Source organism: Microcoleus sp. Pol8_D6 (genome assembly GCF_036700965.1).
Lineage (GTDB): Bacteria > Cyanobacteriota > Cyanobacteriia > Cyanobacteriales > Microcoleaceae > Microcoleus.
This window is the reverse complement of record NZ_JAUBPW010000062.1, coordinates 20,875-43,527: the sequence shown is the minus strand read 5'-3', so window position 1 is coordinate 43,527 and position 22,653 is coordinate 20,875. Positions and strand designations below refer to the sequence as shown.

The 22,653-nt window shown below is 45.9% G+C and carries 20 protein-coding genes and 3 tRNA genes; 10 read left to right on the top strand and 13 right to left on the bottom strand.

All coding sequences use genetic code 11. The features are described 5' to 3' along the window. The first annotated feature begins 168 nt into the window (after nt 1-168). A complete protein-coding gene (locus tag QUA10_RS22075) occupies nt 169-1,362 on the top strand; it encodes a transposase (RefSeq protein WP_333084685.1) in 1,194 nt (397 codons plus the stop codon). 42 nt (nt 1,363-1,404) lie between these two features. Here QUA10_RS22075 and QUA10_RS22070 read toward each other — a convergent pair whose 3' ends face one another. Then, complete coding sequence (locus tag QUA10_RS22070; RefSeq protein ID WP_333084684.1) at nt 1,405-1,995, bottom strand: Uma2 family endonuclease; 591 nt, start codon at nt 1,993-1,995, stop codon at nt 1,405-1,407. A 74-nt stretch (nt 1,996-2,069) separates the two neighbouring features. Beyond that, nucleotides 2,070-2,576 (bottom strand): hypothetical protein, encoded by a 507-nt coding sequence (locus tag QUA10_RS22065; protein WP_333084683.1) that lies wholly within the window; start codon nt 2,574-2,576, stop codon nt 2,070-2,072. 288 nt (nt 2,577-2,864) lie between these two features. Here QUA10_RS22065 and serA point away from each other — a divergent pair, with 288 nt between their 5' ends. Then, nucleotides 2,865-4,448, top strand: a complete 1,584-nt coding sequence (serA, locus tag QUA10_RS22060) for a phosphoglycerate dehydrogenase (protein WP_333084682.1) — start codon at nt 2,865-2,867, stop codon at nt 4,446-4,448. Nucleotides 4,449-4,631: 183 nt separating this feature from the next. After that, on the top strand, nt 4,632-5,522 hold the full coding sequence (gene prmA / locus QUA10_RS22055) for a 50S ribosomal protein L11 methyltransferase (protein WP_333084681.1): 891 nt from the start codon (nt 4,632-4,634) through the stop codon (nt 5,520-5,522). A 47-nt stretch (nt 5,523-5,569) separates the two neighbouring features. Here prmA and QUA10_RS22050 read toward each other — a convergent pair whose 3' ends face one another. Further along, nucleotides 5,570-6,163, bottom strand: a complete 594-nt coding sequence (locus tag QUA10_RS22050; RefSeq protein ID WP_333084680.1) for a hypothetical protein — start codon at nt 6,161-6,163, stop codon at nt 5,570-5,572. Nucleotides 6,164-6,250: 87 nt separating this feature from the next. Further along, complete coding sequence (trxA, locus tag QUA10_RS22045) at nt 6,251-6,568, bottom strand: thioredoxin (protein ID WP_333084678.1); 318 nt, start codon at nt 6,566-6,568, stop codon at nt 6,251-6,253. Nucleotides 6,569-6,641: 73 nt separating this feature from the next. Here trxA and fabG point away from each other — a divergent pair, with 73 nt between their 5' ends. Further along, nucleotides 6,642-7,406 (top strand): 3-oxoacyl-[acyl-carrier-protein] reductase, encoded by a 765-nt coding sequence (gene fabG / locus QUA10_RS22040; protein WP_333084676.1) that lies wholly within the window; start codon nt 6,642-6,644, stop codon nt 7,404-7,406. A gap of 62 nt (nt 7,407-7,468) precedes the next feature. On the opposite strand, the gene QUA10_RS22035 is transcribed toward fabG, so the two are convergent. From QUA10_RS22035 to QUA10_RS22025, 3 genes are read right to left on the bottom strand one after another with little or no spacing between them, the layout of a single operon-like run. Beyond that, nucleotides 7,469-7,924 (bottom strand): HD domain-containing protein, encoded by a 456-nt coding sequence (locus QUA10_RS22035; RefSeq protein WP_333084674.1) that lies wholly within the window; start codon nt 7,922-7,924, stop codon nt 7,469-7,471. Between the two features lie 17 nt (nt 7,925-7,941). Further along, nucleotides 7,942-8,415 carry an NUDIX domain-containing protein gene (locus tag QUA10_RS22030; RefSeq protein WP_333084672.1) on the bottom strand — a complete coding sequence of 158 codons (474 nt, stop codon included), beginning with the start codon at nt 8,413-8,415 and terminating at the stop codon, nt 7,942-7,944. 36 nt (nt 8,416-8,451) lie between these two features. Continuing rightward, nucleotides 8,452-9,507, bottom strand: coding sequence for an adenylate/guanylate cyclase domain-containing protein (locus QUA10_RS22025; RefSeq protein WP_333084671.1), 1,056 nt, complete (start codon nt 9,505-9,507; stop codon nt 8,452-8,454). 553 nt (nt 9,508-10,060) lie between these two features. Between QUA10_RS22025 and QUA10_RS22020 the strand changes: the two genes are divergently transcribed. Continuing rightward, entirely contained in the window at nt 10,061-11,194 is a 1,134-nt protein-coding gene (locus tag QUA10_RS22020) for a class I SAM-dependent methyltransferase (protein ID WP_333084670.1), read from the top strand. A 321-nt stretch (nt 11,195-11,515) separates the two neighbouring features. Beyond that, nucleotides 11,516-13,219, top strand: a complete 1,704-nt coding sequence (locus QUA10_RS22015; RefSeq protein ID WP_333084669.1) for a lipoxygenase family protein — start codon at nt 11,516-11,518, stop codon at nt 13,217-13,219. 135 nt (nt 13,220-13,354) lie between these two features. Here QUA10_RS22015 and QUA10_RS22010 read toward each other — a convergent pair whose 3' ends face one another. The 4 genes from QUA10_RS22010 to QUA10_RS21995 all read right to left on the bottom strand — a co-directional run bounded on the left by QUA10_RS22010 (nt 13,355) and on the right by QUA10_RS21995 (nt 16,808). Next, on the bottom strand, nt 13,355-14,494 hold the full coding sequence (locus tag QUA10_RS22010) for a fatty acid desaturase (protein ID WP_333084668.1): 1,140 nt from the start codon (nt 14,492-14,494) through the stop codon (nt 13,355-13,357). Nucleotides 14,495-14,813: 319 nt separating this feature from the next. Continuing rightward, nucleotides 14,814-16,079 (bottom strand): glutamate-5-semialdehyde dehydrogenase, encoded by a 1,266-nt coding sequence (locus QUA10_RS22005; protein WP_333084667.1) that lies wholly within the window; start codon nt 16,077-16,079, stop codon nt 14,814-14,816. 4 nt (nt 16,080-16,083) lie between these two features. Continuing rightward, on the bottom strand, nt 16,084-16,488 hold the full coding sequence (locus tag QUA10_RS22000) for a hypothetical protein (RefSeq protein WP_333084666.1): 405 nt from the start codon (nt 16,486-16,488) through the stop codon (nt 16,084-16,086). Between the two features lie 248 nt (nt 16,489-16,736). Then, nucleotides 16,737-16,808 (bottom strand) — tRNA-Gly (locus tag QUA10_RS21995). Nucleotides 16,809-17,027: 219 nt separating this feature from the next. On the opposite strand from QUA10_RS21995, the gene QUA10_RS21990 reads away from it, so the two are divergent. Next, nucleotides 17,028-17,168: a hypothetical protein gene (locus tag QUA10_RS21990; RefSeq protein ID WP_172188980.1), complete on the top strand. Its 141-nt coding sequence runs from the start codon at nt 17,028-17,030 to the stop codon at nt 17,166-17,168. A 35-nt stretch (nt 17,169-17,203) separates the two neighbouring features. Here the strand turns inward: QUA10_RS21990 and QUA10_RS21985 are convergent, their stop codons facing one another. Continuing rightward, nucleotides 17,204-17,434 (bottom strand): hypothetical protein, encoded by a 231-nt coding sequence (locus QUA10_RS21985; protein ID WP_333086370.1) that lies wholly within the window; start codon nt 17,432-17,434, stop codon nt 17,204-17,206. A gap of 23 nt (nt 17,435-17,457) precedes the next feature. On the opposite strand from QUA10_RS21985, the gene QUA10_RS21980 reads away from it, so the two are divergent. From QUA10_RS21980 to QUA10_RS21970, 3 genes are all read left to right on the top strand, one after another. Continuing rightward, nucleotides 17,458-19,275, top strand: a complete 1,818-nt coding sequence (locus tag QUA10_RS21980; RefSeq protein WP_333084665.1) for an ABC transporter ATP-binding protein — start codon at nt 17,458-17,460, stop codon at nt 19,273-19,275. A gap of 197 nt (nt 19,276-19,472) precedes the next feature. After that, nucleotides 19,473-19,554, top strand: a tRNA-Tyr gene (locus QUA10_RS21975). Between the two features lie 73 nt (nt 19,555-19,627). Continuing rightward, nucleotides 19,628-19,699, top strand: a tRNA-Thr gene (locus tag QUA10_RS21970). Nucleotides 19,700-19,989: 290 nt separating this feature from the next. Here the strand turns inward: QUA10_RS21970 and QUA10_RS21965 are convergent. Then, complete coding sequence (locus QUA10_RS21965; RefSeq protein ID WP_333084664.1) at nt 19,990-22,548, bottom strand: PhoD-like phosphatase; 2,559 nt, start codon at nt 22,546-22,548, stop codon at nt 19,990-19,992. Between the last annotated feature and the right edge of the window lie 105 nt (nt 22,549-22,653).

Here is a 22,653-nt window from a genome sequence, read left to right as displayed (position 1 = left end):
GGATTTGGTTGGTGTGGTTATTTACGGACTGGATACCGTGATTCACCACACAACGAATCGCACAAAGCCCCGTCCTTATAGGACGGATTTAGTTTCTATAAATGTAAAAAATGATTAAATATACGTATTTTGTAAACATAGTGTTTCGTAATACGGTAAGATATTTGAATGATAACACTAGAGTTTAAATTGAAAGGCAAAGCGCAGCAATATCGGATCATCGACGAGACGATCAGAACAGCTCAATTTGTCCGAAATAAAACTCTTAAATATTGGACAGAAAATCAAGGAGTTAAGCTAGTTGACCTCTACAAACAATGCGCCGTTATGGCAAAAGAGTTTGAATGGGCAGGTAAGCTTAATTCGATGGCGCGTCAGGCTTCGGCGGAACGCGCCATTTTTGCTATCCAGCGTTTCTTTGCTAATTGCAAAGCGAAGGTTCCAGGCAAAAAAGGCTACCCGCAGTTCAAGAAGCATACTCGGTCGGTAGAATATAAAACTTCAGGTTGGTCGCTGTCTGCCGACAAAAAGTGTCTAACATTTAAAGACGGCTTTGCTGCTGGGAAGTTTAAGTTGATTGGCAATCGGGATTTGCATTTCTATGCGCCTGACGAGATAAAACGAATTAGAGTCGTGCGCCGTGCCGACGGGTACTACGCCCAATTCTGCATCAACGTGGATCGGAAAGAGGAGCATATTTTCACTGGTAAAGCTATTGGGATAGATGTGGGATTGAACCATTTCTATACTGATAGTGATGGTGAGACGGTTGCCAACCCTCGATATCTCCGCAAGAGTGAAAAAGCTTTGAAGAGATTGCAGAAACGAGTTTCTCGAAAGAAAAAAGGCTCTAGTAATCGTAAAAAAGCGATTAATAAGTTAGGAAGAAAACACCTGAAGGTCAGTCGGCAGCGTAAAGACTTCGCCATCAAGACGGCGTTGTGCGTAGTAAAATCTAGCGATTTTCTAGCCCACGAAGATCTTCAGGTGCGGAACATGGTGAAAAACCATAAGCTTGCTAAATCAATTAACGATGCAGCATGGTCACTGTTTGCTCAATGGTTGGAGTATTTGGGAAAAGTGTATGATAAAACAGTGATTGCTGTTGCACCTCAATACACATCTCAACACTGTTCAAACTGTGGCAATCTCGTTAAGAAAACACTTTCAACTCGCACCCATATTTGCGGTTGCGGTACGACATTGGATCGAGATCATAATGCCGGTCGCAACATTTTGGCTAACGGGTTGAAGCAAGCAGGAATTAATTTAAATACGGCGGGGCACGCCGAAATTAACGCTTGGGGACAGACTGATCTCTACTCGCTGGTGGCAGCATCAACGAGCAAATCGACTGATTGATCCAAGAATCCTCGCGCTTTCAAGCCGAGGAGTGTCAAAAATTTAGAAAATATCAGTTAAATCCAAAACAAAACCGGGTAGTACATCTTCACCTGACAGAGTTGCAGGTTCATCTAAAATTTCTACTTCTCTACCTTGACGGGAGATTTCTACTTTTCTATTTTTGCGATCGATCAACCATCCCAACCTTGCTCCATTTTTCACATACACTTTCATTTTAGCCCGCAATTTTTCTAGGGAGTCGGTGGTCGATCGCAATTCCACCACAAAATCGGGACAAATCGGCGCAAATTTCTTTTTTTCTTCCGCAGTTAAAGCATCCCACCTGTCGCGCCGAATCCAAGCAGCATCCGGAGAAATATCAGTACCGTCGGGCAGTTTAAATCCAGTTGAAGAGTCAAAAGCAATTCCCAAATGCTTATTTTGTCTGCTCCAAGATTGAAGTTGATACGATAAGTCAATGTTGAAATTACCCGTCTCGCTACCTGTAGGTGGCATAATAATCAATCCTCCACTAGCAGTGCGCTCAAATCTTAAATCCCGGTTGTCTATACACAACTGAAAAAACTGCTCATCAGTTAATTCGATCGTTAATTCTAGGGGAGAATGTAGGGGGATAGTTTGTAATTCCATAACTGCCTCCAAATATTACACTAGTTGAATGTCAACAGTTAACAGTTAACCGTCAACTGTTAACAAACAAATAACTAAGTCTCTGTATAACCTTGGATATTTTCTGGTTTAAACTGCTGCAAAATCTTCGCAGCTTTCCCAGTCAAATCATCAGTACCCTTAACCGCAATCAAAAATTTACCGGCATTTAAACGGTTGCGGTAGGGCAAAGCATCGCCGCTACCAAAAGCCATACCGCCCGCGCCTCCAACAAACACACTGCCCATTGCAGCGGCGATCGCACCGAGTACACCACCGATCGCGTGATCGCCAATTTCCCCCGCCCAGGCAAAAGTCTTCAACTCAGTAATCAAGCTGAAAGTAACCCCAGCAATAAAGCCAAAGGGAATCAGCCAAATAGCCATGAGTTTAGCTTGTTTCTTCGCTTGCTGGTTCGGGTCGATCAAGCCAAATTCATCAGCAGTTTTGTAGCCCCGGCCCAAAATACTCACTTGCTTCATAGGCAAGCCTTCTTTTTCCAGAGCACAGTAGGCAGCTTCGGCTTGAATTCGATCGGGCAGTACGGCGATAAGATAGTTCATTGACAATAATTCCTGATAGTTAGGCTGGAATAGCCAAAGTCTATTATAGATTGAAAAGACATACTAGCTAAGCACTTGCGGGATTTTGAGACGGTCAGAGAGTCCGATCGCCCGCAAAGCTAAAATATTTCATGCAAAAAACGGCCGACCTTGACCGAATACAGATACAATTCAAACTGCACAAAGGCAAGCTTGAGCTGAGCTGTTAGATACTGCTCTAAGTCATAAGTCTCACTTTGAGCTCGCCAACGCTCGGTCTATTTTTACTATTGCACTCAATTGCTTGCTATGCCTAAAGTTCTAGTATCCGATCCGATCGACCAAGCCGGAATTGACATCCTCTCCCAAGTCGCGCAAGTTGACGTAAACACAGGACTCTCAGCCGAACAACTGGTAAAAATTATTCCAGATTACGACGCTTTGATGATCCGTTCTGGCACCCAAGTTACCAAAGAAATCATTGAAGCGGGGAATTCACTTAAAATCATCGGCAGAGCCGGCGTCGGCGTAGATAATGTCGATGTACCCGCCGCTACCCGCAAAGGAATTGTAGTCGTCAATTCCCCCGAAGGCAACACGATCGCCGCCGCCGAACACGCGCTCGCCATGATGCTCTCGATGTCCCGCCACATCCCGGAAGCTAACGAATCCGTCAAAGCGGGTAAATGGGAACGCAACCGCTTTCTGGGCGTAGAAGTTTACAAAAAAACCCTCGGCATCGTCGGTTTGGGCAAAATCGGCTCCCACCTCGCCGCCGCAGCCAAAGCAATGGGCATGAAACTGCTGGCCTACGATCCCTTCATTTCGACCGAAAGAGCCGATCAGTTGGGCTGCCGCTTGGTAGAACTAGAACTGCTGATGCGCGAATCCGACTACATCACCCTGCACATCCCCAAAACGCCGGAAACCCTGCACTTAATTAACGCTGAAGTGCTGTCGAAAATGAAGCCCACGGCCCGCATCATAAACTGCGCCAGAGGTGGCATCATCGACGAAGCAGCCCTCGCAGAAGCCATCAAATCAGGTCAGATCGCCGGCGCAGCTTTGGACGTTTACGAACATGAACCCCTCGAAGCTGATTCACCGTTGCGGACTGTCGGCCAGAACATCGTGCTGACGCCCCACTTGGGAGCATCCACAGCGGAAGCTCAGGTGAATGTGGCGATCGACGTGGCTGAACAAATTCGCGATGTACTGTTGGGGCTGCCCGCGCGATCGGCTGTCAACATACCGGGAATTTACCCAGACTCGATCGAAAAACTCAAACCCTACCTGCAACTCGCCGAAACCCTCGGCAACCTCGTCAGCCAGCTAGCCGGAGGCCGAGTCGATTACCTCAACGTCCAACTGCAAGGCGAATTGGCCAGCAACCAAAGCCAGCCCGTAGTCGTCGCCGCCCTCAAAGGCCTGCTCTCCCAAGCCCTGCGAGAGCGCGTTAACTACGTCAACGCCAGCATTGAAGCCAAAGAACGCGGAATTCGCGTCGTCGAAACCAGAGACGCCTCGATTCGCGACTACACAGGCTCCTTGCACCTCTCGGCTAAGGGAACTCTCGGCGAACACACCGTGACAGGTGCGGTCCTCGGCGAAAGCGAAATTCGGATTACCAGCGTTGACGATTTCCCCGTCAACGTTTCCCCCACTCACCACATGCTGTTTACCCTGCACCGCGATATGCCGGGGATTATTGGCAAAATTGGTTCCCAATTGGGCAGTTTTAATGTCAATATTGCCAGTATGCAGGTAGGCCGTAAAATCGTGCGAGGCGATGCGGTGATGGTTTTGAGCCTCGATGACCCTCTACCAGAAGGGATACTGGCGGAGATCCTAAAAGTTCCGGGAATTCGGGATGCTTACACGGTAAATCTTTGACGGATTTAGGAGTTTAGATTTTGGATGCCAGGGCTGATAATTGGTAATGGGTAATTGGTCATTGGTCATTGGCCTGAAAGCGGGAATTTTTCTATTAGCCAATCCTCCTTCCTCACTCTCCAGTTCCCAGTCTCCAGTTCCCCTGGGCCAATCTAAAATCTAAAATCTAAAATCTAAAATTGTATGGCACATAGCTGGTGGGAAATTAGAATTCTTTGCGATCCGGCGCTGGAAGATATCATCTTTTGGCGTCTGGAACGATTTAACTGTCAGGGAACTGCTACTGAGATCAAAAGCAATTCCTGCCTGATGTCGGCTTATTTGCCCGAAGAACAGGCAGGATTGCTGGATTTGGCCGCTCTGTCTCTGTGGCTGCGTCAAGATGCTCTGTGTGCAGGTTTGCCCCTACCTGCGATGCAGTGGGATTTGATTGAAGACGAAGACTGGGGCAGCACTTGGAAGGAGCACTGGCAGCCTCAAGAAGTGGGCGATCGCTTTTTAATTAATCCGGCTTGGCTGCCCTTACCGACTGATACCGATCGCATTATTTTGCGTTTAGATCCCGGTGTGGCCTTCGGTACCGGTGCTCACGCTACGACTCAACTTTGTCTGGAGTCGCTGGAAATGCGTCTCGGTTTTGATGACAAAGAGTGCATCGTTGCTGATATCGGCTGCGGATCAGGTATTTTGTCGATCGGCGCAGTGTTGTTGGGCGCTACAAAAGTTTATGCTTTGGATACAGATCCTTTGGCAGTGCGATCGACCATTAGCAACAGACTACTCAACCGCGTTAATTCTCAGCAGTTGGTTGCAGAGCTCGGAAGTATCGATCGCTTGAAGGAAATGGTCGATGAGCCGATCGACGGTTTGATCTGCAACATTTTAGCAGAAGTAATCATTGATTTAATCCCACAGTTCACTGCAATTAGCAAACCGACTACTTGGGCCGTGCTCAGCGGCATTTTGCTCGAACAAGCTAAGCCAATTGCCGACACTCTCGAACAGCACGGCTGGATTGTGGCTACTCTGTGGAAGCGCCAAGATTGGTGTTGTTTTAATATTCGGCGGAGTTAACAATATGGTAATTGCTAATTCCTAATTGCTAATTTTGAGTTCATGTTTCATCTTGGGGAAGTGAATTTAAATAAATCTCGCACCTGAAAATAAACCGCGCCAGCCCAGTAAAAACCATTCACCAAAATCAACAAAGTTTTTCCAGTATAAGAATTAACAAAACCAAAAACGCGGTAAGTTGAGCTCAGCACTAACAACATTTCCACTAGAGAAACAATTGACCCATAGTGCTTCCTATCCCAATAAGAAAACGGACTGATAAAACGGTAATTGCTGAACGGAAAAAAGTGCCGATGAGCGTCGTCATTGTGGACTGGCAAATCTCCCAGAGAGTGTAGTATCATGCTGATAAACAGAATTTGCACACTTTGCCAGCCAAAGTAATAAGCAATTAGCCAACCAATAACCGCAAAGGGAATTGAATGAAACAGAGCTACAATATTTTGTACAAAAGGCTCATAATATGCTTGTGACCAAATTGTAGCTGCGGGCAAGCGAGCAATGTATTTCGCCCAAAAGTAAAATAAAAATATCGGAATATCCGGCAAAAATCCGCCGATTACAATAATGAGATTAGCTTGCGGCAGTTGCGGTTTTCCGAGAATTGCCAGATTGATAATAGCGTGGCTGGGAGTTTTCATAAGTAGGGTGCGTCAACTAAGATTATCTTATTCATAATTAATCAGATATTGGCTGACGCACCCGAGGTGTGAGATAATTGGCTCGTGCTACAAGAAAGGTTGCACTCGATCGATCAACTGCGCCGCTTGCAGCACTCCCTCAATGCGATCGACCTCAGCGCCATTTTTAAACAACACCAAAGTCGGCAAAGCATAAATGTGATACTGCGACGCCAACTGTTCGTACTTATCGGTGTCAATTTTGACAACCATGAGCTTGTCTTTCATCTGACCGCTGACTTGCTCCAAAATCCCTGCCATCATCTGACAAGGCCCGCACCAAGTAGCATAAAAATCTACCAACACCGGCAAGTCAGAGCCCGATACTAACTCATCAAAACTGCTGAACTGTTTTTGAACTGCCATAAGACAAAATAATTTTTTTGGTTCTGGCTCGATTTTAGTGCAAAATTCTCTGGTAGATTGCGAGGATACAATTATGGAACTATTGCCAGAGACTTTTCAGAGATTGCGGGGTCAAGTTGCTGTCGTGACCGGTGCGTCGCGGGGAATCGGCCGCGCCGTTGCTTTAACACTAGCAGCAGAGGGCGCTAAAGTCGCCGTCAACTATGCGAGTTCGAGTGCTGCTGCTGATGAGGTCGTAGCAGAAATAGTCGCAGCAGGAGGAGAAGCTGTGGCACTTGCAGCAGATGTCTCGAAAACTGACCAAGTAGATTTACTCACCAGTAATGTCATGGAAAAATGGGGACGGATTGACATTTTGGTGAACAATGCCGGTATTACTCGCGATACTTTGCTGCTGCGGATGAAGTTGGAAGATTGGCAAGCTGTGATTGATTTGAATTTAACGGGCGTATTTTTGTGTGCGAAAGCTGCCAGTAAAATCATGCTGAAGCAGCGAAGCGGCCGAATTATTAATATTGCTTCAGTTGCTGGGCAAATGGGCAATCCCGGACAAGCTAATTACAGTGCGGCGAAAGCTGGGGTAATTGGGTTTACTAAAACTGTGGCGAAGGAGTTGGCGAGTCGCGGGATTACTGTGAATGCAGTTGCACCGGGTTTTATCACTACAGATATGACTAAGGATGTCAAGTCTGATGAGATTTTGAAGTATATTCCGCTGGGGAGATATGGGGAAGTTCAGGAAGTTGCCGGGATGGTGAAGTTTTTGGCGGCGGATGCGGCGGCGGCTTATATAACGGGGCAGGTTTTTAATGTGGATGGGGGGATGGTAATGGCTTAGGATTTCGGGATTTTTTTAACCGCAGATGCACGCTGATTAACGCGGATATTTGCGGTTAATAATTATTTTAGGGCGGCACGCAACTGACTGAGGACTTTTTTGTATTTTGCAATGCGTTGAAAATCTGCTTCTGTGGGATTGGCGATGCGACGAATATCGAGGTTATGAGTAACATCAGCGATTTTGACTCGCAGTGCGATCGGGTTGGCAATCACACGTTCTAAATAAGCTGCATAAGCTTCTCCTTCTATTTTGGTAATCGCCTCGATCGCCGATACGATAACTTCAGGAAAACCTTCGCTTTTAAGTTGCTCAAGTGTAAGTTCAGAATCTTCGACCGCATCGTGTAGAACCGCTACGATTTTTTGCTCTAGAGAATTTACATTTTCCATCACAAATAGCGGATGATCGAGATAGGGATTGCCTGCCTTATCAACCTGCCCCTCATGAGCTTTAGCGGCGATCGCGATCGCCCGTTGTAGTAATAATTCGTACTCTGAATTCGTATTGGACAACATAGTACAGAAGTTCTCTATTAAAGTTTCAGTCCCCTGGCGGCAAAAAGCTCGTGTGTGCTTTGTGATTTTAAATATTCCTGCAACAATTTCCAAGCCATTTGAGTACCCTCACCTGCGTTGACTTTTTCAAAGTCTACATCTTTTCTCAAAACTACCAAACCGACACCTTCTTTGATTGCTATTTTATCACCATCGCTAACTATCGCCAAAAAAAGGTGGTTGCTTTGTAAGATTTTTCTATCATTTTGGGTTTTTTGGTGAGTAAAAGTTGCGATAAATTCCATTGTGTAATCATCGCTCGTGAGGCAAGTTTCTTCCTCCATTTCTCGCACTGCTGCCTGCCGTGGAATTTCTCCAATGTCCACGCCACCACCAAAAGTAGAAAGCATTCCTTGACTGGCAATACCTGGAATATTATCTCGCAGTTGTGCCCCTATTTGACCGTTGGGGAGCATTACAAAAATGCGAACTATTGACTTGGGAATATTCATATTATTGAGTAAATAACCAAACTAACAAAAGCTGCTCTATAGTTGTCTGATTTGACTCCAAACTTTTCTAATCCAATTGTACACCGCAGCATACAAATCATGCAAAATTTTGACATAACTTTTCCAAATAGATTTTTCTTTGACCTCTGAAATCTCCTCGATGTCCAGGGGCAGCGGCGGCATCCCGACTACTTCATAGAGCGGATATTCGCCGCTTTTTCCCGGAATTTTAACTAATATGCACCTATCGACGATCGCCAATTCCTTGACTTCCTGATAAGTCTCCTCAGAAATCAATAAACTCGTTCCCACTTGCTTGTTAGCAGCCTCGATCCGGCTGGCCAAATTCACCGCATCTCCGATCGCCGTAACTGTCTGACTCTTCGACGCGCCCAAATTCCCAACAACCACCAAACCGCAGTGAATGCCAATCCCAATCCGCAACTGGTGACGGTATAAAGTCTCAAAATAGGGATTGAGTTTCTCTAGTTCCTCCAGCATCTCCACCCCAGCCCTTACCGCTTGTTCCGCCGCCTTGTCGGGATTTTCCAACCCAAACAGCGCCATAAAACCATCTCCCATATAATTATTAATCATCCCGCCGTTGCGGTTGATAACATAACCCATTTTTTGGAAATAGCGATTTAAAATATAAATTACATCGTAGGGCAACAACGATTCTGCAAACGCAGTAAACCCTCGAATATCGGCAAACAAAATTGCAATTTTTTTCTCTTGACCCACAGGAGTAGAAATTGACTTTCCGGCGATTTGGTCGGTAAATGATTCCAAGTCTTCAGAATCGATCGCCAATCGGCGCAAAATTACCTTGCCGCCTGCAACCTGCGTCTGACAAGCCAGCCTAATTTCGGGTTCTAAACGCAATTTTTTAGCGAGTTCTTCTTCCGGCGAAGTGCGCGGAGAGCAAAATTCCAAACCTTCGACAATCAATACCCGGCAAGTCGAACACCGGGCGCTACCGCCGCAGATGTGGGTGTGGGGAATTTCGGCACGCAGGGAAGCTTCGAGAATTATATCGTCATCGTCTACCTCGATCGTGCGATCGTCCGGCAGATAGTGAATCTGTGGCATATGTGGCGCGTCTAGCTAATTAGCGAGGAATCTCGCGGACATCTGTTATTGCAGCGAATCTGTATGCAAACCCGGTTTCTCGGCATTTTTTCTGTATCCCCTGATTCCTTAACTATAAGTCGCGATCGGCATTTGCTTCTCGTTTCGTCAGCTCAACCGCCCAACTGACACCAGTTTAAAAAAAGAATGCAACTCTAGGCAATAGTCCAACTCTTAGCTCATCATTCATTCTCAATTCTAAAATCTCAAATGGTATAATTGAGCACTAAAATTTTCCTCGCACCGTGAAAATACCCCAATTCAAGCTGTGGAGTTCATCTAAAATCTAAAATCTAAAATCTAAAATGGACTGACATAATTCTTAATAAAATTCAGATCGCCCAAAGCCCTATAAATCCGTTATCAAATCCCCTTAAACCGCCATATATTTTTAGGATTTTGGGGAGGTGGGCTGTGCAAACCTTACTTGGCAATTGTTTCAGCTTTTTTACTCTCTAACAACCAGCCAATTTTGGTGAGATAGAATAGCAGCATCTTTTAAACCTGTATAACCATGACTTCATCAACAGCCCTACAAAACATCGAAAACCACATTCCCATCGTGGGAAATATCCATACCAAAAGTCCGATCGCCTACGGAGCAACCCGCCTCGCAGTCAGTGCAGTTAACACGGTGCAAATGGCAGTAGCAGAGTCTTACATCAACGGATTAGAAGTCCCAGATTCAGTATTGCGATCGCTTTTTGATACCTGTATGCCCGTCTTTTTTAAGCATTTCCCGTCCCTGCTTGCACCCTACGAATGGGTACTAACAGAAACAGACCACACAGCCGAAGGGCCGCGGGATTTAATGAAGATTCAGTACGACTTACCTCAAGCAATGCTGAATCCGATGTTAGGCGATGGAAAACTCATTTATCCTAAATACAGCATGGGATTGTGGGAAAAAGGAGCCACCAACCTTGAACAAGCGCAAATGCAGATGATTGATGATGTGATTGAGAAGCTAGAGATTCAAGATGGCGACAATATTTTAGACTTTGGCTGCGGTTGGGGTTGTGTTCCCAATTACATTCTTTCCAAATTCCCCAATGTGACCTTTACGGGGATTAACCTCAGCCACCACCAATGCGAGTATATGCGTCAGAAGATGCAAGACCCCGAAAGCTACCTTAGTTCCGGTCGATTCACCCTATATGAAGGCGATTTGAACGACGCCAACTTCGAGACAAAATTTGATAAAATTCTCTCCATTGGAGTTTTTTGTCATGTAGGTAATTTAACGAAGGCTTTCCAAAAGCTGGCATCTTTCCTGAAGGATAACGGCAAAGTGTTTATTCACATCATCACAGTTCGCACTCCCAACAATATATCCAGCGTTTTCACCCACAAATACATTTTTCCCCACGGCCGTTACTGGAAATACGATGCCGTTCCCAGCCACAATAAAGACCTCAAAACCATTCAAAGATGGTATCTCAACGGATACAATTACTCCACAACCTTTGCTAACTGGCTGAAAAACTTTGACGATTCTCAGGCAATAGTCAAAGATTTGGACTACGGCATCGACTATGCTAAATTTCGGCGAATCTGGCGGTTTTACTTGATTTGGTTTGTGTCTAACTTCGCGAGTTGCGACGGCGAATATAACGGCAACGGCCAATATTTAATGGTTCGTGCCTAACCGCTAATCAGTAGACCAAGCTCAAAAAACCTAACACCACGAACCCCGACTTCTCAAAGAAGTCGGGGTTCTCAAATGCGAGCTGCTTATCTGGATAATGAAACCCCCCTATGTGGATTGAGGGCGATCTAGAAGTGTTGCATTATTTTGAGAAATTTGTCTGAGTTTAAAAAAGTCCGGAATCAGATGATCGATCGGTGAATAAGACCTATATCAAGCATGAACCCGCACAATACTTTTTAAATTCCATCCTCGATCAGTAGTGATGATGTCCGATATTTTACTACAAAAAGAGAGTTGATTTATACAATGGTAGACAATATGAAACCTTCTCTTCCTCAAGACGACCCGAACCAAGAACAGCGCCAAGATTCCTTGAATCGTCAGCAACAAGCTTATCAGTTTGACTATGAGAGTTTATCACCTTTGGCATTATTGAAAGATGTGCCCGCAGCCGAGAACTTTTCGAGCAAGTATATTGGAGAGCGGATACTAGCAACATCGGAACTTCCCGGAAATATGTTGGCGGCCGATTCGAGAAGTTTTCTCGATCCTCTCGACGAGCTCCAAGACTATGAAGATTTCTTTACTCTGCTGCCGCTACCTGCTGTTGCCAAAATCTACCAAACCGATCGCTCTTTTGCAGAACAGCGCCTGTCTGGAGCAAATCCGATGATGCTTCGTTTGTTAGATGCCGGCGATCCTCGGGCGCAAACACTGGCACAAATTTCCAGCTTTCACCCATTATTCGATCTGGGCCAAGAGTTGCAACAAAAAAACATTTACATTGCCGATTATACGGGTAGCGACCAACACTATCGCGCGCCTTCAAAAATAGGAGGCGGCAGCTATGAAAAAGGCAGAAAATTTTTGCCAAAACCGCGAGCTTTTTTCGCTTGGCGGTGGACGGGAATCCGCGATCGCGGTGAACTGGTGCCGATCGCCATTCAACTAGATCCGACCCCAAATAGCCATCTTTACACCTCGTTCGATCGTCCTGTGGATTGGCTGTTTGCGAAACTCTGCGTGCAAGTAGCAGATGCCAATCACCACGAAATGAGTTCGCATTTAGGTCGAACTCATTTGGTGATGGAACCAATCGCGATCGTCACCGCCCGACAGTTGGCTAAAAATCACCCCCTTAGCCTGCTGCTGAAACCGCACTTTCGGTTTATGTTGACTAACAACGAGCTGGCGCGTTCTTATTTGATCGCTCCGGGCGGGCCAGTCGATGACTTGCTAAGCGGTAGCTTGCCAGAGACAATGGAAATAGCTAGAGAGGCTTGTAGTAACTGGAGTCTGGATCAATTTGCATTCCCAACCGAACTGCAAAATCGGGGCATGGACGATCCAAATCAACTGCCTCACTATCCTTACCGAGATGATGGATTGCTGCTGTGGAATGCGATCGAAACCTTTGTATGTGGCTATCTCAAATTCTTTTACCCGACAAATGAAGCACTCGTCCAAGATGTGGAACTGCAAACTTGGGCCCAAGAATTAGCCTCGAATGAAGGCGGTAAAGTCAAAGGAATGCCCAGCAAAATCGACACAGTTGAACAATTAATTAAAATTGTCACAACCATAATTTTTACCTGCGGCCCGCAGCATTCAGCAGTCAATTTTCCCCAGTATGAATACATGAGTTTTGCTGCCAATATGCCCTTGGCAGCATACCGGGACATTCCCAAAATTAATGCTTCTGGGACTCTAGAAGTCATTACGGAAAAGGACATTTTACGGTTGCTTCCTCCGTACAAGCGAGCGGCTGAACAACTGAAAATTCTGTTTATTTTGTCAGCTTATCGATATGACCGTTTAGGTTATTACGATAAATCTTTCCAAGAACTCTACCGGATGAGCTTTGATGAAGTTTTTGAGGGAACGCCGATCGCATTTTTAGCCAGACAGTTCCAGCAAAATTTGAATATGGCTGAACAGAAGATTGATGCCAACAATCAAAAACGAGTAATTCCTTACATTGCTCTCAAGCCTTCGTTGGTGCTCAATAGCATCAGTATGTAGGAGTGTATTTTTGGGGAGTAGGGGTTGGGCGAGACACCCAACCCCTACTCCCCAAAATAAAATTCATTGTTTGTGGAACAGGCCGGCAACCCTGTTCTTAAGGATGGTGCAAGATGTGAGATCCAATGGGCTTTCTCAGCTTTTGTATTCTTCAACAATCGAGCAATTCACGGACGTTGTACCAGAGGAATCAGTGAAGGTGACTTCATCTTGATAATGCCGCGGTGTTTGCATCAGCAACCGCCAAGCTTCTCCCGCATCTATTAAATTCATGCGTCCGGGATAGTGAGTTTGCAACAACTCTTGCACCATCGGATAATAGTTTGAGTTCATGCTGGGGAAAATATGATGCTCTGTGTGGTAAGAAAAATTCAAGTGCAGCAGGTCAAATATTTTAGGAACCCGCACTGACATACTGTTGATCAGCGGGTCATTAATGACGGTCATCCGGCAACCCATGTGGTTGGTATAGATGTAAAACATGGCGCCTGCATGACCAATTGCGATCGGCAAAAAGTAGGCAAGAGCGATTTTAAGCGGATGAAAATTTAGGTAGAACAAAATGCTGGCATGAATTCCTAAAATTCCCAGACATTCAAATGCGATTGTCAATCTATCTTTAGGACTAACTGTAAAGGCAGCCGGTACGTAATCGACAGATTTATCGTTAAATAACAGTACCGAGGTGAGATTGCGGAAATTATGCACTAACCACGAACCGGCCATCCCTACAATTAACCACACCGGGCTGACTTCCACCGACGGTACAAACAGATTTTGAATCCATTTTCCCCAAGTATCTGGTTGCTGGTACAGATAGTTGCGATCGGGGTCTGCCAAAGAATTCGTGTTATTGTGATGTACGAGGTTGTGCAGATTTTTCCACTGAGTAGGCGGCATAAACAGCATACTTAGTCCCAAAAAGGCGATCGGATAAGTCAGGCGAGACTTTTTCTGAACGCTACCGTGCATCAAATCGTGGGAGCTAAATAGCAAAACTATGATACTATTGCCCATGATGACGGCTAAAGGTAAGTAAAGCCCTAAAAGATAGACAGGCCAGCGATCGAGATTAGCAGCAATTCCCCAGCCCAGCAATAAAATAGCAGCGTTGATGAGTAGTATTGCTAACTTGCTAGGATCTGGTTCAAAGGCATTTGACTGCAGCAACGGACGCAATTTTTTTACATATACCGAGTGGTGAATTAGCGTTTCTTCGCCTAAAGTCGGCGTTGCTGCCTTGTCTAGAGTATTGAGTGATTTTTCTGATTTCATGTGATCGCTAAGAGTATTTTCATGTGAGTTAATAAGTTTCTACATTTAATTAGATCCCGTACCCGATTTTAGATTGAACCCACACATAAATCCGGCGGCTTATTGTTAGGATGCGGAGATTTTATCTCTCTCCACTGTGGCTATCCGAGAACTGGCGATCAAATTGCTTTAGATCAAGGCTGCCTGATTGTTCTACGAAGATATTATATCCCATAAAGAAAATTTTAGAAAAAACTATTAGAGGCTTACGCATCGATAATAGTCTCCCACTTTTCAGTTTGGTTTAATCTCAATAACCAATCCTAAATAACCTATAAAATTAAAAAAGTCCGTTTCCCTGAACAATTTCTTTAATTGTCGTCAGCGTATCTAACCCGATCAATCCCCGGCGATAACCTTTTTGGTTGGACATTCCCAAAAATATCGCATCTCCCCGATTTTGATAACGCCAAAACCGAGGTGAGGCATTTATAAAAGTTGAGGCGCTGTTAACATCCAGAGCAAATTGGCGACTTTCTAAGTAAGATTCAGTGGCAATGCAGTCAGCGTGACCGCTGCTGTAGCGGTTGATCCAGCCGATCCCAATCTCTAAACTATCGACAACTTTAAACGCGATGGTTTTGTTTAAATACGGTTGAGTCCACTCGTATGGTTCCGCCAGCTTCAAGTCTGGGAAATCTGCAACAAGATCTGCATCGCCGCTAATTTGAAAGCCTTTTTCTTTTAAACTGTTCCACAGCCTAACTAAGGAAGAAGGCTTTTGGTTGCGATCAATCAGCACTTTCTCGATCGCATTAACAGGATCGGGAACGCTTTGATGGCTGTCCAAAATCATCCACCTTGCCATCTCCAAACTACCAGTCGGCGACCAATAAAGGTAACAATTTCCCATTGCCGACCTCAAAACTGGTGCTGTACACAGCCTAACCACCTGCTGCACCAAACTTGGCCTGCCGTAGGGAATAATTAAATTGAGATATTGGTCTTGAGTGACCAATTCTCTGATCGAAGCGCCCCGATCCGGCGGCAGTATCTGCAAACATCCCGATGGCAAACCGACCTCATCGATCACCGAAACCAAAGCTTCTCCAATTACTGTATTAGTGTGCCAGCTTTCGCTGCCGCCTTTAAGAATCAAACTGTTAGCGCTTTTGAGAGACAGACCGGCTGCGATCGCCCCCAACTCTGGAAATGCCTCGTAAATTAGAGCGATCGCCCCCAGTGGTAGCGACTGACAGTAAACCTGACAGCGATCGACCTGATAAGAAGCATTGATCACCCTGCCGATCGGATCTGGCATTTCCCCCAACCGTTCCAGAATTTGCACAGTTGTCTTGATCCGTTCCGGCGTCAGCTTCAGCCACTCCACAATCAACTCGGGAATCGCCATGTCCCGACTCGCTTCTAGATCCAGAGTATTTGCTTCTAAAATGTCATTTTGCCGGCGTTTCAGCGAGCCCGCCATCGCCTGCAAACCTGCAGCGCGATCGGCACTCTTTGTCGCAGCCAACTCCAAAGAAGCTTGATAAGCGCGACGCGCGACATTTGCGGCATCTGATGAATGGGTAAAATCCTCTATTATCATCTAGCTAACGCCTATAAGCCAGCCATACCATCAGCGCCGGCAGCATTGCTAGCAGCACCGCGACCATTGCCCACAGAATAATATTCGGGCCCGGCGAGTGTAGCGCCAAGGGCAACCAAATCACTAGCGGCACCAATATCATACCCAAAGCCAGTGGCAAGTAATAAGCCTTCAAACCCGGATGCGCTCTGTTCCACTGGTTGCCCGTCCACCGCCAAGCCTGCTTGTAAGGATAGTTCGTTGATAGTTGCTCGATCACGTATCCACTTTCGTCCAATACAAATATTTGTTGACAGCGGTTGCAGCCCAAGGCTTCTGTCAACGTTATGGGAACTAGACGACCCCGGCGTCGGCAAGGACAGGGGTACTCATCGTTTAAGTCAATCTTGGGAGCTTTTTGAGAGGGCACTAGCGATCGGATAAAAAAAGCGTTTTTGCAAAAATAATCGTTAACATATCCACTTAATCAAACTTGTCAATTCCGCCATACCTAGGCTTTCAACTGCCTGTTCCGAGATATGACCCGATCGACAATTTTGAGTTGCAAGTTCTGCATTCAATCTTACCACTAACTTAGGTATTATCAACCATCATTAGGAGTATACCCAAAACTTTCTTCATCTACTTTCCGGTTTCCTTGATTTTTTTATCTTCTAAAGCGGGTGACGCGATTCGAACGCGCGACATTCACCTTGGCAAGGTGACGCTCTACCACTGAGCTACACCCGCATTTCCTGCGGTATTAACAATATTGTCTCAATTCTCGAAATTTGTCAAGTCTTTTTAGTAAGTTTTTTTTCAGACACCCTGTAAAAACCCCCAAAGCCTATCCCCACCGGAAATTTCAGCAGCCAGATCATTAACCAAATCAGTAATTGCCGTGAAAATTGACCGCCATCCGCCGACGGCAAAGCTACAATCAAGCTGGAATTGTGGGAGAACACTGTCATGTCAGATTTAAATCGCGGAATCATGAAGTTCAAGGGAGCTGACAGTCCTATAGCGATCGCCATTTCGGCGATTGTCATTGCCGGCGGAATCGGCTTCTTGATCTGGTGGGCGCTGCAATCAGCCTACACCTTCAGCTAACAGACTACTCAAACGTAAAACTTATCAGGCCTTGCTCAGAAGGCAGAATTTAAGAAAAATTCTGTCTTTTGCATTTTTTTGCCCTTAGCCTGAAATTGATGGCCCTGGAATGCGGATCGATTGCGGACGATCAAATGATTGCCATAAATCACCCGATCGGGCGAGTCGCTAGCATGAGCCGAGATGACTCCCCGATCGAATACTTTTGTAGTACACTTGTAAACACGGCGCGCCGAGAGCGCAGTTCTAAATGCAAGTGTTTGCAAGGGTTGTATCTCAACACAAATTTATGGCAAGCTTTCAGGACATCTTCAAATACTACAGTCGCTACTGGAAAATATCACTTTACAGCATAGCTAGCTCCAGCGTTTTGGCACTAGCCGATTTGCTTGTTCCTTACGCGATCGGTCAAATATTAAACGTATTGTCGGGTCAACCTACAGATACAGTAACCCAAAAACTGATAACAGCCATCGCCTCTGTTACCCAGCACTCACCCAACAAAATATTATCGCTATCCGTCTTGCTGGGCATAATTTTTCTGGTAACAGTCGCCAAAGCACCGGTACAGCCTTGGGTGGGAAATTGGTTCCACTGGGCGATACCATTGAGGGCAAGGCGCGATCAAATGAGAAGTGCGATCGGCAAAATCCTCACCTTACCCCTAGAATTCTACGACGAAAACAACGCCGGACGGATTGCCAGCCGCATCGCCAAAGGCATCGCCAACCATACTTGGACTTACCCAGAAATTGCCGGCGAATTCATCCCCGAAGTCGTTCGCTTAATCGGCATTTTTGCCGTTATCTGCTTAATTGAGTGGCGGATTGGCTTATTAATTTTGGTTTCATTTCTATTTATCCTCAGTTTCACCTTAAAAGGCCTGCAACAGGTGACGGCGCAGGAAGAAAGTCTGGATGAATACATCGAAGATACCGAAAGCCGCAACTCGGAAATTATCACCAACATCAAAACAGTCAAAGCTTTTGCGACAGAAAGCCATGAACTCAAAAGGCAAACAACCAGACTCGATCGCGAATCAAAAGTCGTGATCAACCGCATTCACAAAGGATACGTCATCCTGGGGACATACCAGCAGACGATCGTCCAGTTGTGTTTGTTTTCAGTCCTCGGTTTTAGCCTAGCAGCCACGGTTGCAGGCAAAATTTCCCTCGGATATTTTGTTACCGTCTACACCCTGGCAAGCATGGCATATTCCCAACTGCGTCCGATTAGCGTTATCGCCGAATTATTGGCACGGCGTTATTCTTCAATGATCCGGTTCCACGAGTTTATGCAGTTACCAGACGGTGTTGATGCGGTTAATTTAGCAGAAAATGCTCGATCGGCGTCGCCTTATAAATTTACCGGCAAAGTTGAGTTCAGCGGTTTGACCTTCGGATACGACAGTCAAAAACCCGTTTTGCAGGATGTGAATTTATTGATTCATCCCCGTCAAACTGTAGCATTAGTCGGGCGATCGGGTTCCGGGAAATCGACTTTAGTTAAACTTCTGTTTCGCTACTTTGAACCCAACTCCGGCCGCATTCTGATCGACGGCGAAGACATTCGCAGCTTAGACGTGACTCGCTACCGCCAGCGTTTAGCCATTGTTCACCAAGAAGTAGACGTTTTTAACGGTACTTTGCTGGAAAATTTGACTTACGGAAACAGAAGCGCCACTTTCGATCAAGTTGAGGATGCTTGTCGCATTGCCAAGGTAGACGATTTTGTGCGGCTGTTGCCCCAAGGTTACTATACCGTGGTCGGGGAGAGAGGAATGCGCTTGTCCGGCGGTCAGCGGCAGCGGTTGGGGATTGCGAGGGCGCTGTTGGTGGAGCCGGATGTCTTAATTTTTGATGAGGCTACTTCTAGTTTGGACTATGAAAGCGAGCGATCGATCCAGATAGCCATGCAGAATATCCTCGGTACGCGCACCACCATAATTATTGCCCACAGACTGAGTACAATTCGCGAAGCCGATACGATCGTCGTACTCGACGGCGGTAGAATCGTCGAAGTTGGCAGCCACGAAGAACTCTTAAGCCAACAAGGTATTTACCGCCGCCTGCACTCCCTGCAAGAAACCGGGGAATTAGTGAATTAGGAATTTCCTCTTAGTCTAGACTTAGGGTGCTCCGGGTGGGCACCCAGCCTAGACGTAGCAATGCACACCTTAAACAGTGTTCCATTTTCCCATCTACCGCTAACTCACTTATGTGTTCTCAACTGAATGATTAGAGTTTCAAATATATTGTTGCAAATAAAGATTGTGGTGCTAGGATATATAACTGTGATGGAAATGGGTCGATGCCCGAGCGGTTAATGGGGGCGGACTGTAAATCCGCTGGCTACGCCTACGCTAGTTCAAATCTAGCTCGGCCCACCTCAATTTAATAAAAAGTTAAAATTTAAGAATTAAAAATTAATTTTTTAATTGGAGGTTCTTAATTTTTTATGCCCGTGTAACTCAGTGGTAGAGTACCTCCTTGGTAAGGAGGAAGTCACGAGTTCAAATCTCGTCACGGGCTTCGTAATTTATAGTATATCCACCAAGGGTTTCAGCTTTAATAAATCAGAAGAAAATCCCGGTAGTCCTGCATAGTCAGGATTTCAACCCCCGGCGGACACGGGAGCATATCATATTTGTAAGAACACTCCTTCCTTCTTCCTCTGTCCTCCTGGCTCCTGGCTGCTGGCTCCCAACTCCAGTTTCTAGCTTTGCTGCTTTCCTTGAGATGCTCCCGGCGGACAGTGCCACAAACTCACCAGAATATTGTACCCGTATCGAAATCCCCGACTTGTTCAAGAAATCGGGAATCTAATCATCCTCATCCAATCCTAGCGGCACAAAATATTGACTGTAAACGACACTATTCGGCTCCCAAAGCGGCCGCCAATAAACATTTTGGATCACCGCTTTCTCCCCATCACTATCCGCAGGCCACTGAAAACTGACGATCGCAATATTGCTATATCCCACAATCTCATCACCCTCTTGCAGCCAGCGATTGCGCCACAACAGCGATATAAAATTCCACAACCTACGCAGGAATGACAATTGTTTATTTTTATGTGTTCTATCTGACGGAGTTCCCTTTTCTAGCAGCAAAAACACCCGAGCTCTTTGCCGTTTAATCCAGTCAATCCGATAACCCCAATCAGGCAGAGATTGTCTATTCCTGAAAGCAGCAGCCATAGCTTTCTTTCTGCTACTCCTGGGAATTTTCATTAATTCCAGCGGCTCATTCCATCCTAAACATTCGTGCGATCGCTCAGGAAGCAGCGACTTAATCTTAGTATGAATTAAATGCGTTTTCCACTCCTCATTGATAAAAGCACTAGCAGTCAACTGCGCCAACACAGAATAGTGACAATTTGATTGATAATTCGCCATATTCAAAGGCTCAATATTCGATCGAGAATCGCCAAAATGACAATCAGACCAATAACTCAGCCGCACAGCAGCAGCATAGTGAATATCCCCGCTCAACACAATCACCCGATCGCGCTGCTTAAAAAACTCCGACAACAGCTTCACAAAAGCCAACTCGTGAAAATTCCAAGCATCCCCCGCATCGCTATTAAAAACCTTCCCCTGTTCCACATCCCGCTTTTGCACCGCATCAATAATCCACAAACCCACTAAATTTGTCGGCACAACTACTAGCGTCGCCTCAATCTCAAACTCCCCAGTTTTATTCAGCAAATTAGTTTCATGCAAAGGCTGCTGAATTTGCTCCTCAAAACCTTTGTGAGTCAAAAGCATCGGCGGATCGATCGCGCTTTTCACCGGATACCCCCGCCAACTCCGCGTATCCAGCACAATCACCTCATGCTTAAAACTTCTCACAGTAAAATGCCAATTCAAAACCTCACTTACACCCTCGCCATCCCGATCCAAAATAAAAACATCTTCATCTAATTTCAACTTAGGCAAATGAGTTTTCGGATCGAGTCCTGGAATTCCCAAATACGAAGCCACTTCCTCCCAAACAGAAACATCAGTCCCCGCCGAATCCGACCATTTTTCAGCAGCCTTTAATAATTTATCTCCCGGTTTTTCGCGCTCAAACTGTGCAGGCGTATTTCCCCAAGCCTGAAACACAGCGTAAGCCAGCAAAGCATTCTGCACCACCCGTCGTCCCAGCGGCTTCCCCAGCACCCGGTAACACCACTCTCGATTCAAATACAAATCGTCGCTAACATCATGATCATCGCAAATCATATAAGTAGAAATATTCGCTAGCGCCCTCCTCACCCTCCACAAATTGCGAGCAAAACCGTTAAGTTCAACAACTTCTCTATCCCAGACTTTTGCCTGCTTAGAATTTGGACAAATATCCTTACCCTTCGGAAAACCCGTGCACCAAAATACCGGCGACCAAACGAACAAATACATCGCACAATATTCCCCCAAGCTAAATAAGTGACTTTTAGCATTGGCGGGTTTATTTACCAACATCGCCGTAAAGCCGCCAAAATCTCTGGCAATATCGCTGCGAGTCCCCGGTTTTAACTCAATTGGTTTTTTGGACTCATATTCAGCATCAGACGGTTTCTGAATAGGGGACTCTCTAAAAATTTCCCTCTCTTGGCCACCTGCATTTTCGTTTGCCGAATTTTTAGGTATACTGATACACAAATTCTTTTTAATTTGGGCATCATCCATCAGGGGTAGACTCTCTTCCCAGCCCAACAGGGTATCGCCAGCATCCGTCAAAGCCCACAGCATCGCATCGGCCACGTCGTCGCCGTAAATTTGGTCGCCGGTTAAAAACAGTTGGTGGGGCCTGCTATTTGCCGTACCTGCAAACTGTTCGATCGAATTATCCAAGATTGGCAGCGCATCTCTGCCGTCTCCGTGGGGCTTGCGACAAGAACCGTGAACGATACGCAAATAGTTTAAATCCTGTGGCGGCAGGGCAAAAGTGGGCAACTGGTGAGCGAAATAACTAATCGTCTCCGGCCCCAAAGCCGATAAATCAGGGGTGGCAGGCCACAGGCAAGAAATGAGATTTTCTTTCTCATTTTCTGGGACTGCACCCCCGACGTTCGACTCGCTACTCCCCGCAAACTTGATGTCATAAGCATAAATTTCCCCAGATGTCAAGACATTGCTATTAATTGGTTTAGCAGTCACCGCGACTACGTGCAGGTATTTGCCGAGCTGTACGGTAGAGTTCGCACCTTGCAGCAATGGCCGATCGACAATTTCGCCGGTTCCGCCCTCTGTCGAATAAACCTTGAGTTCGACTTGGCGGGGTGCTTTCAGAGCCAGCCAAACTGTCACGGCCCGACTTTCAGTCCGGCGCAAAATCGGGCCCGCAAGGATCAGCGGCAAATGATGAATTCGATGACTTAATGGTGTCCACGACATAGGATTTAAAAAATAAAAATTAAATAAGAGTGTTCTAGCAATCAGATTTTAGGCGATCGAGCATCTGTCACCCGCTTAATTAATGCTAAGTCTGCCAACCCAAGT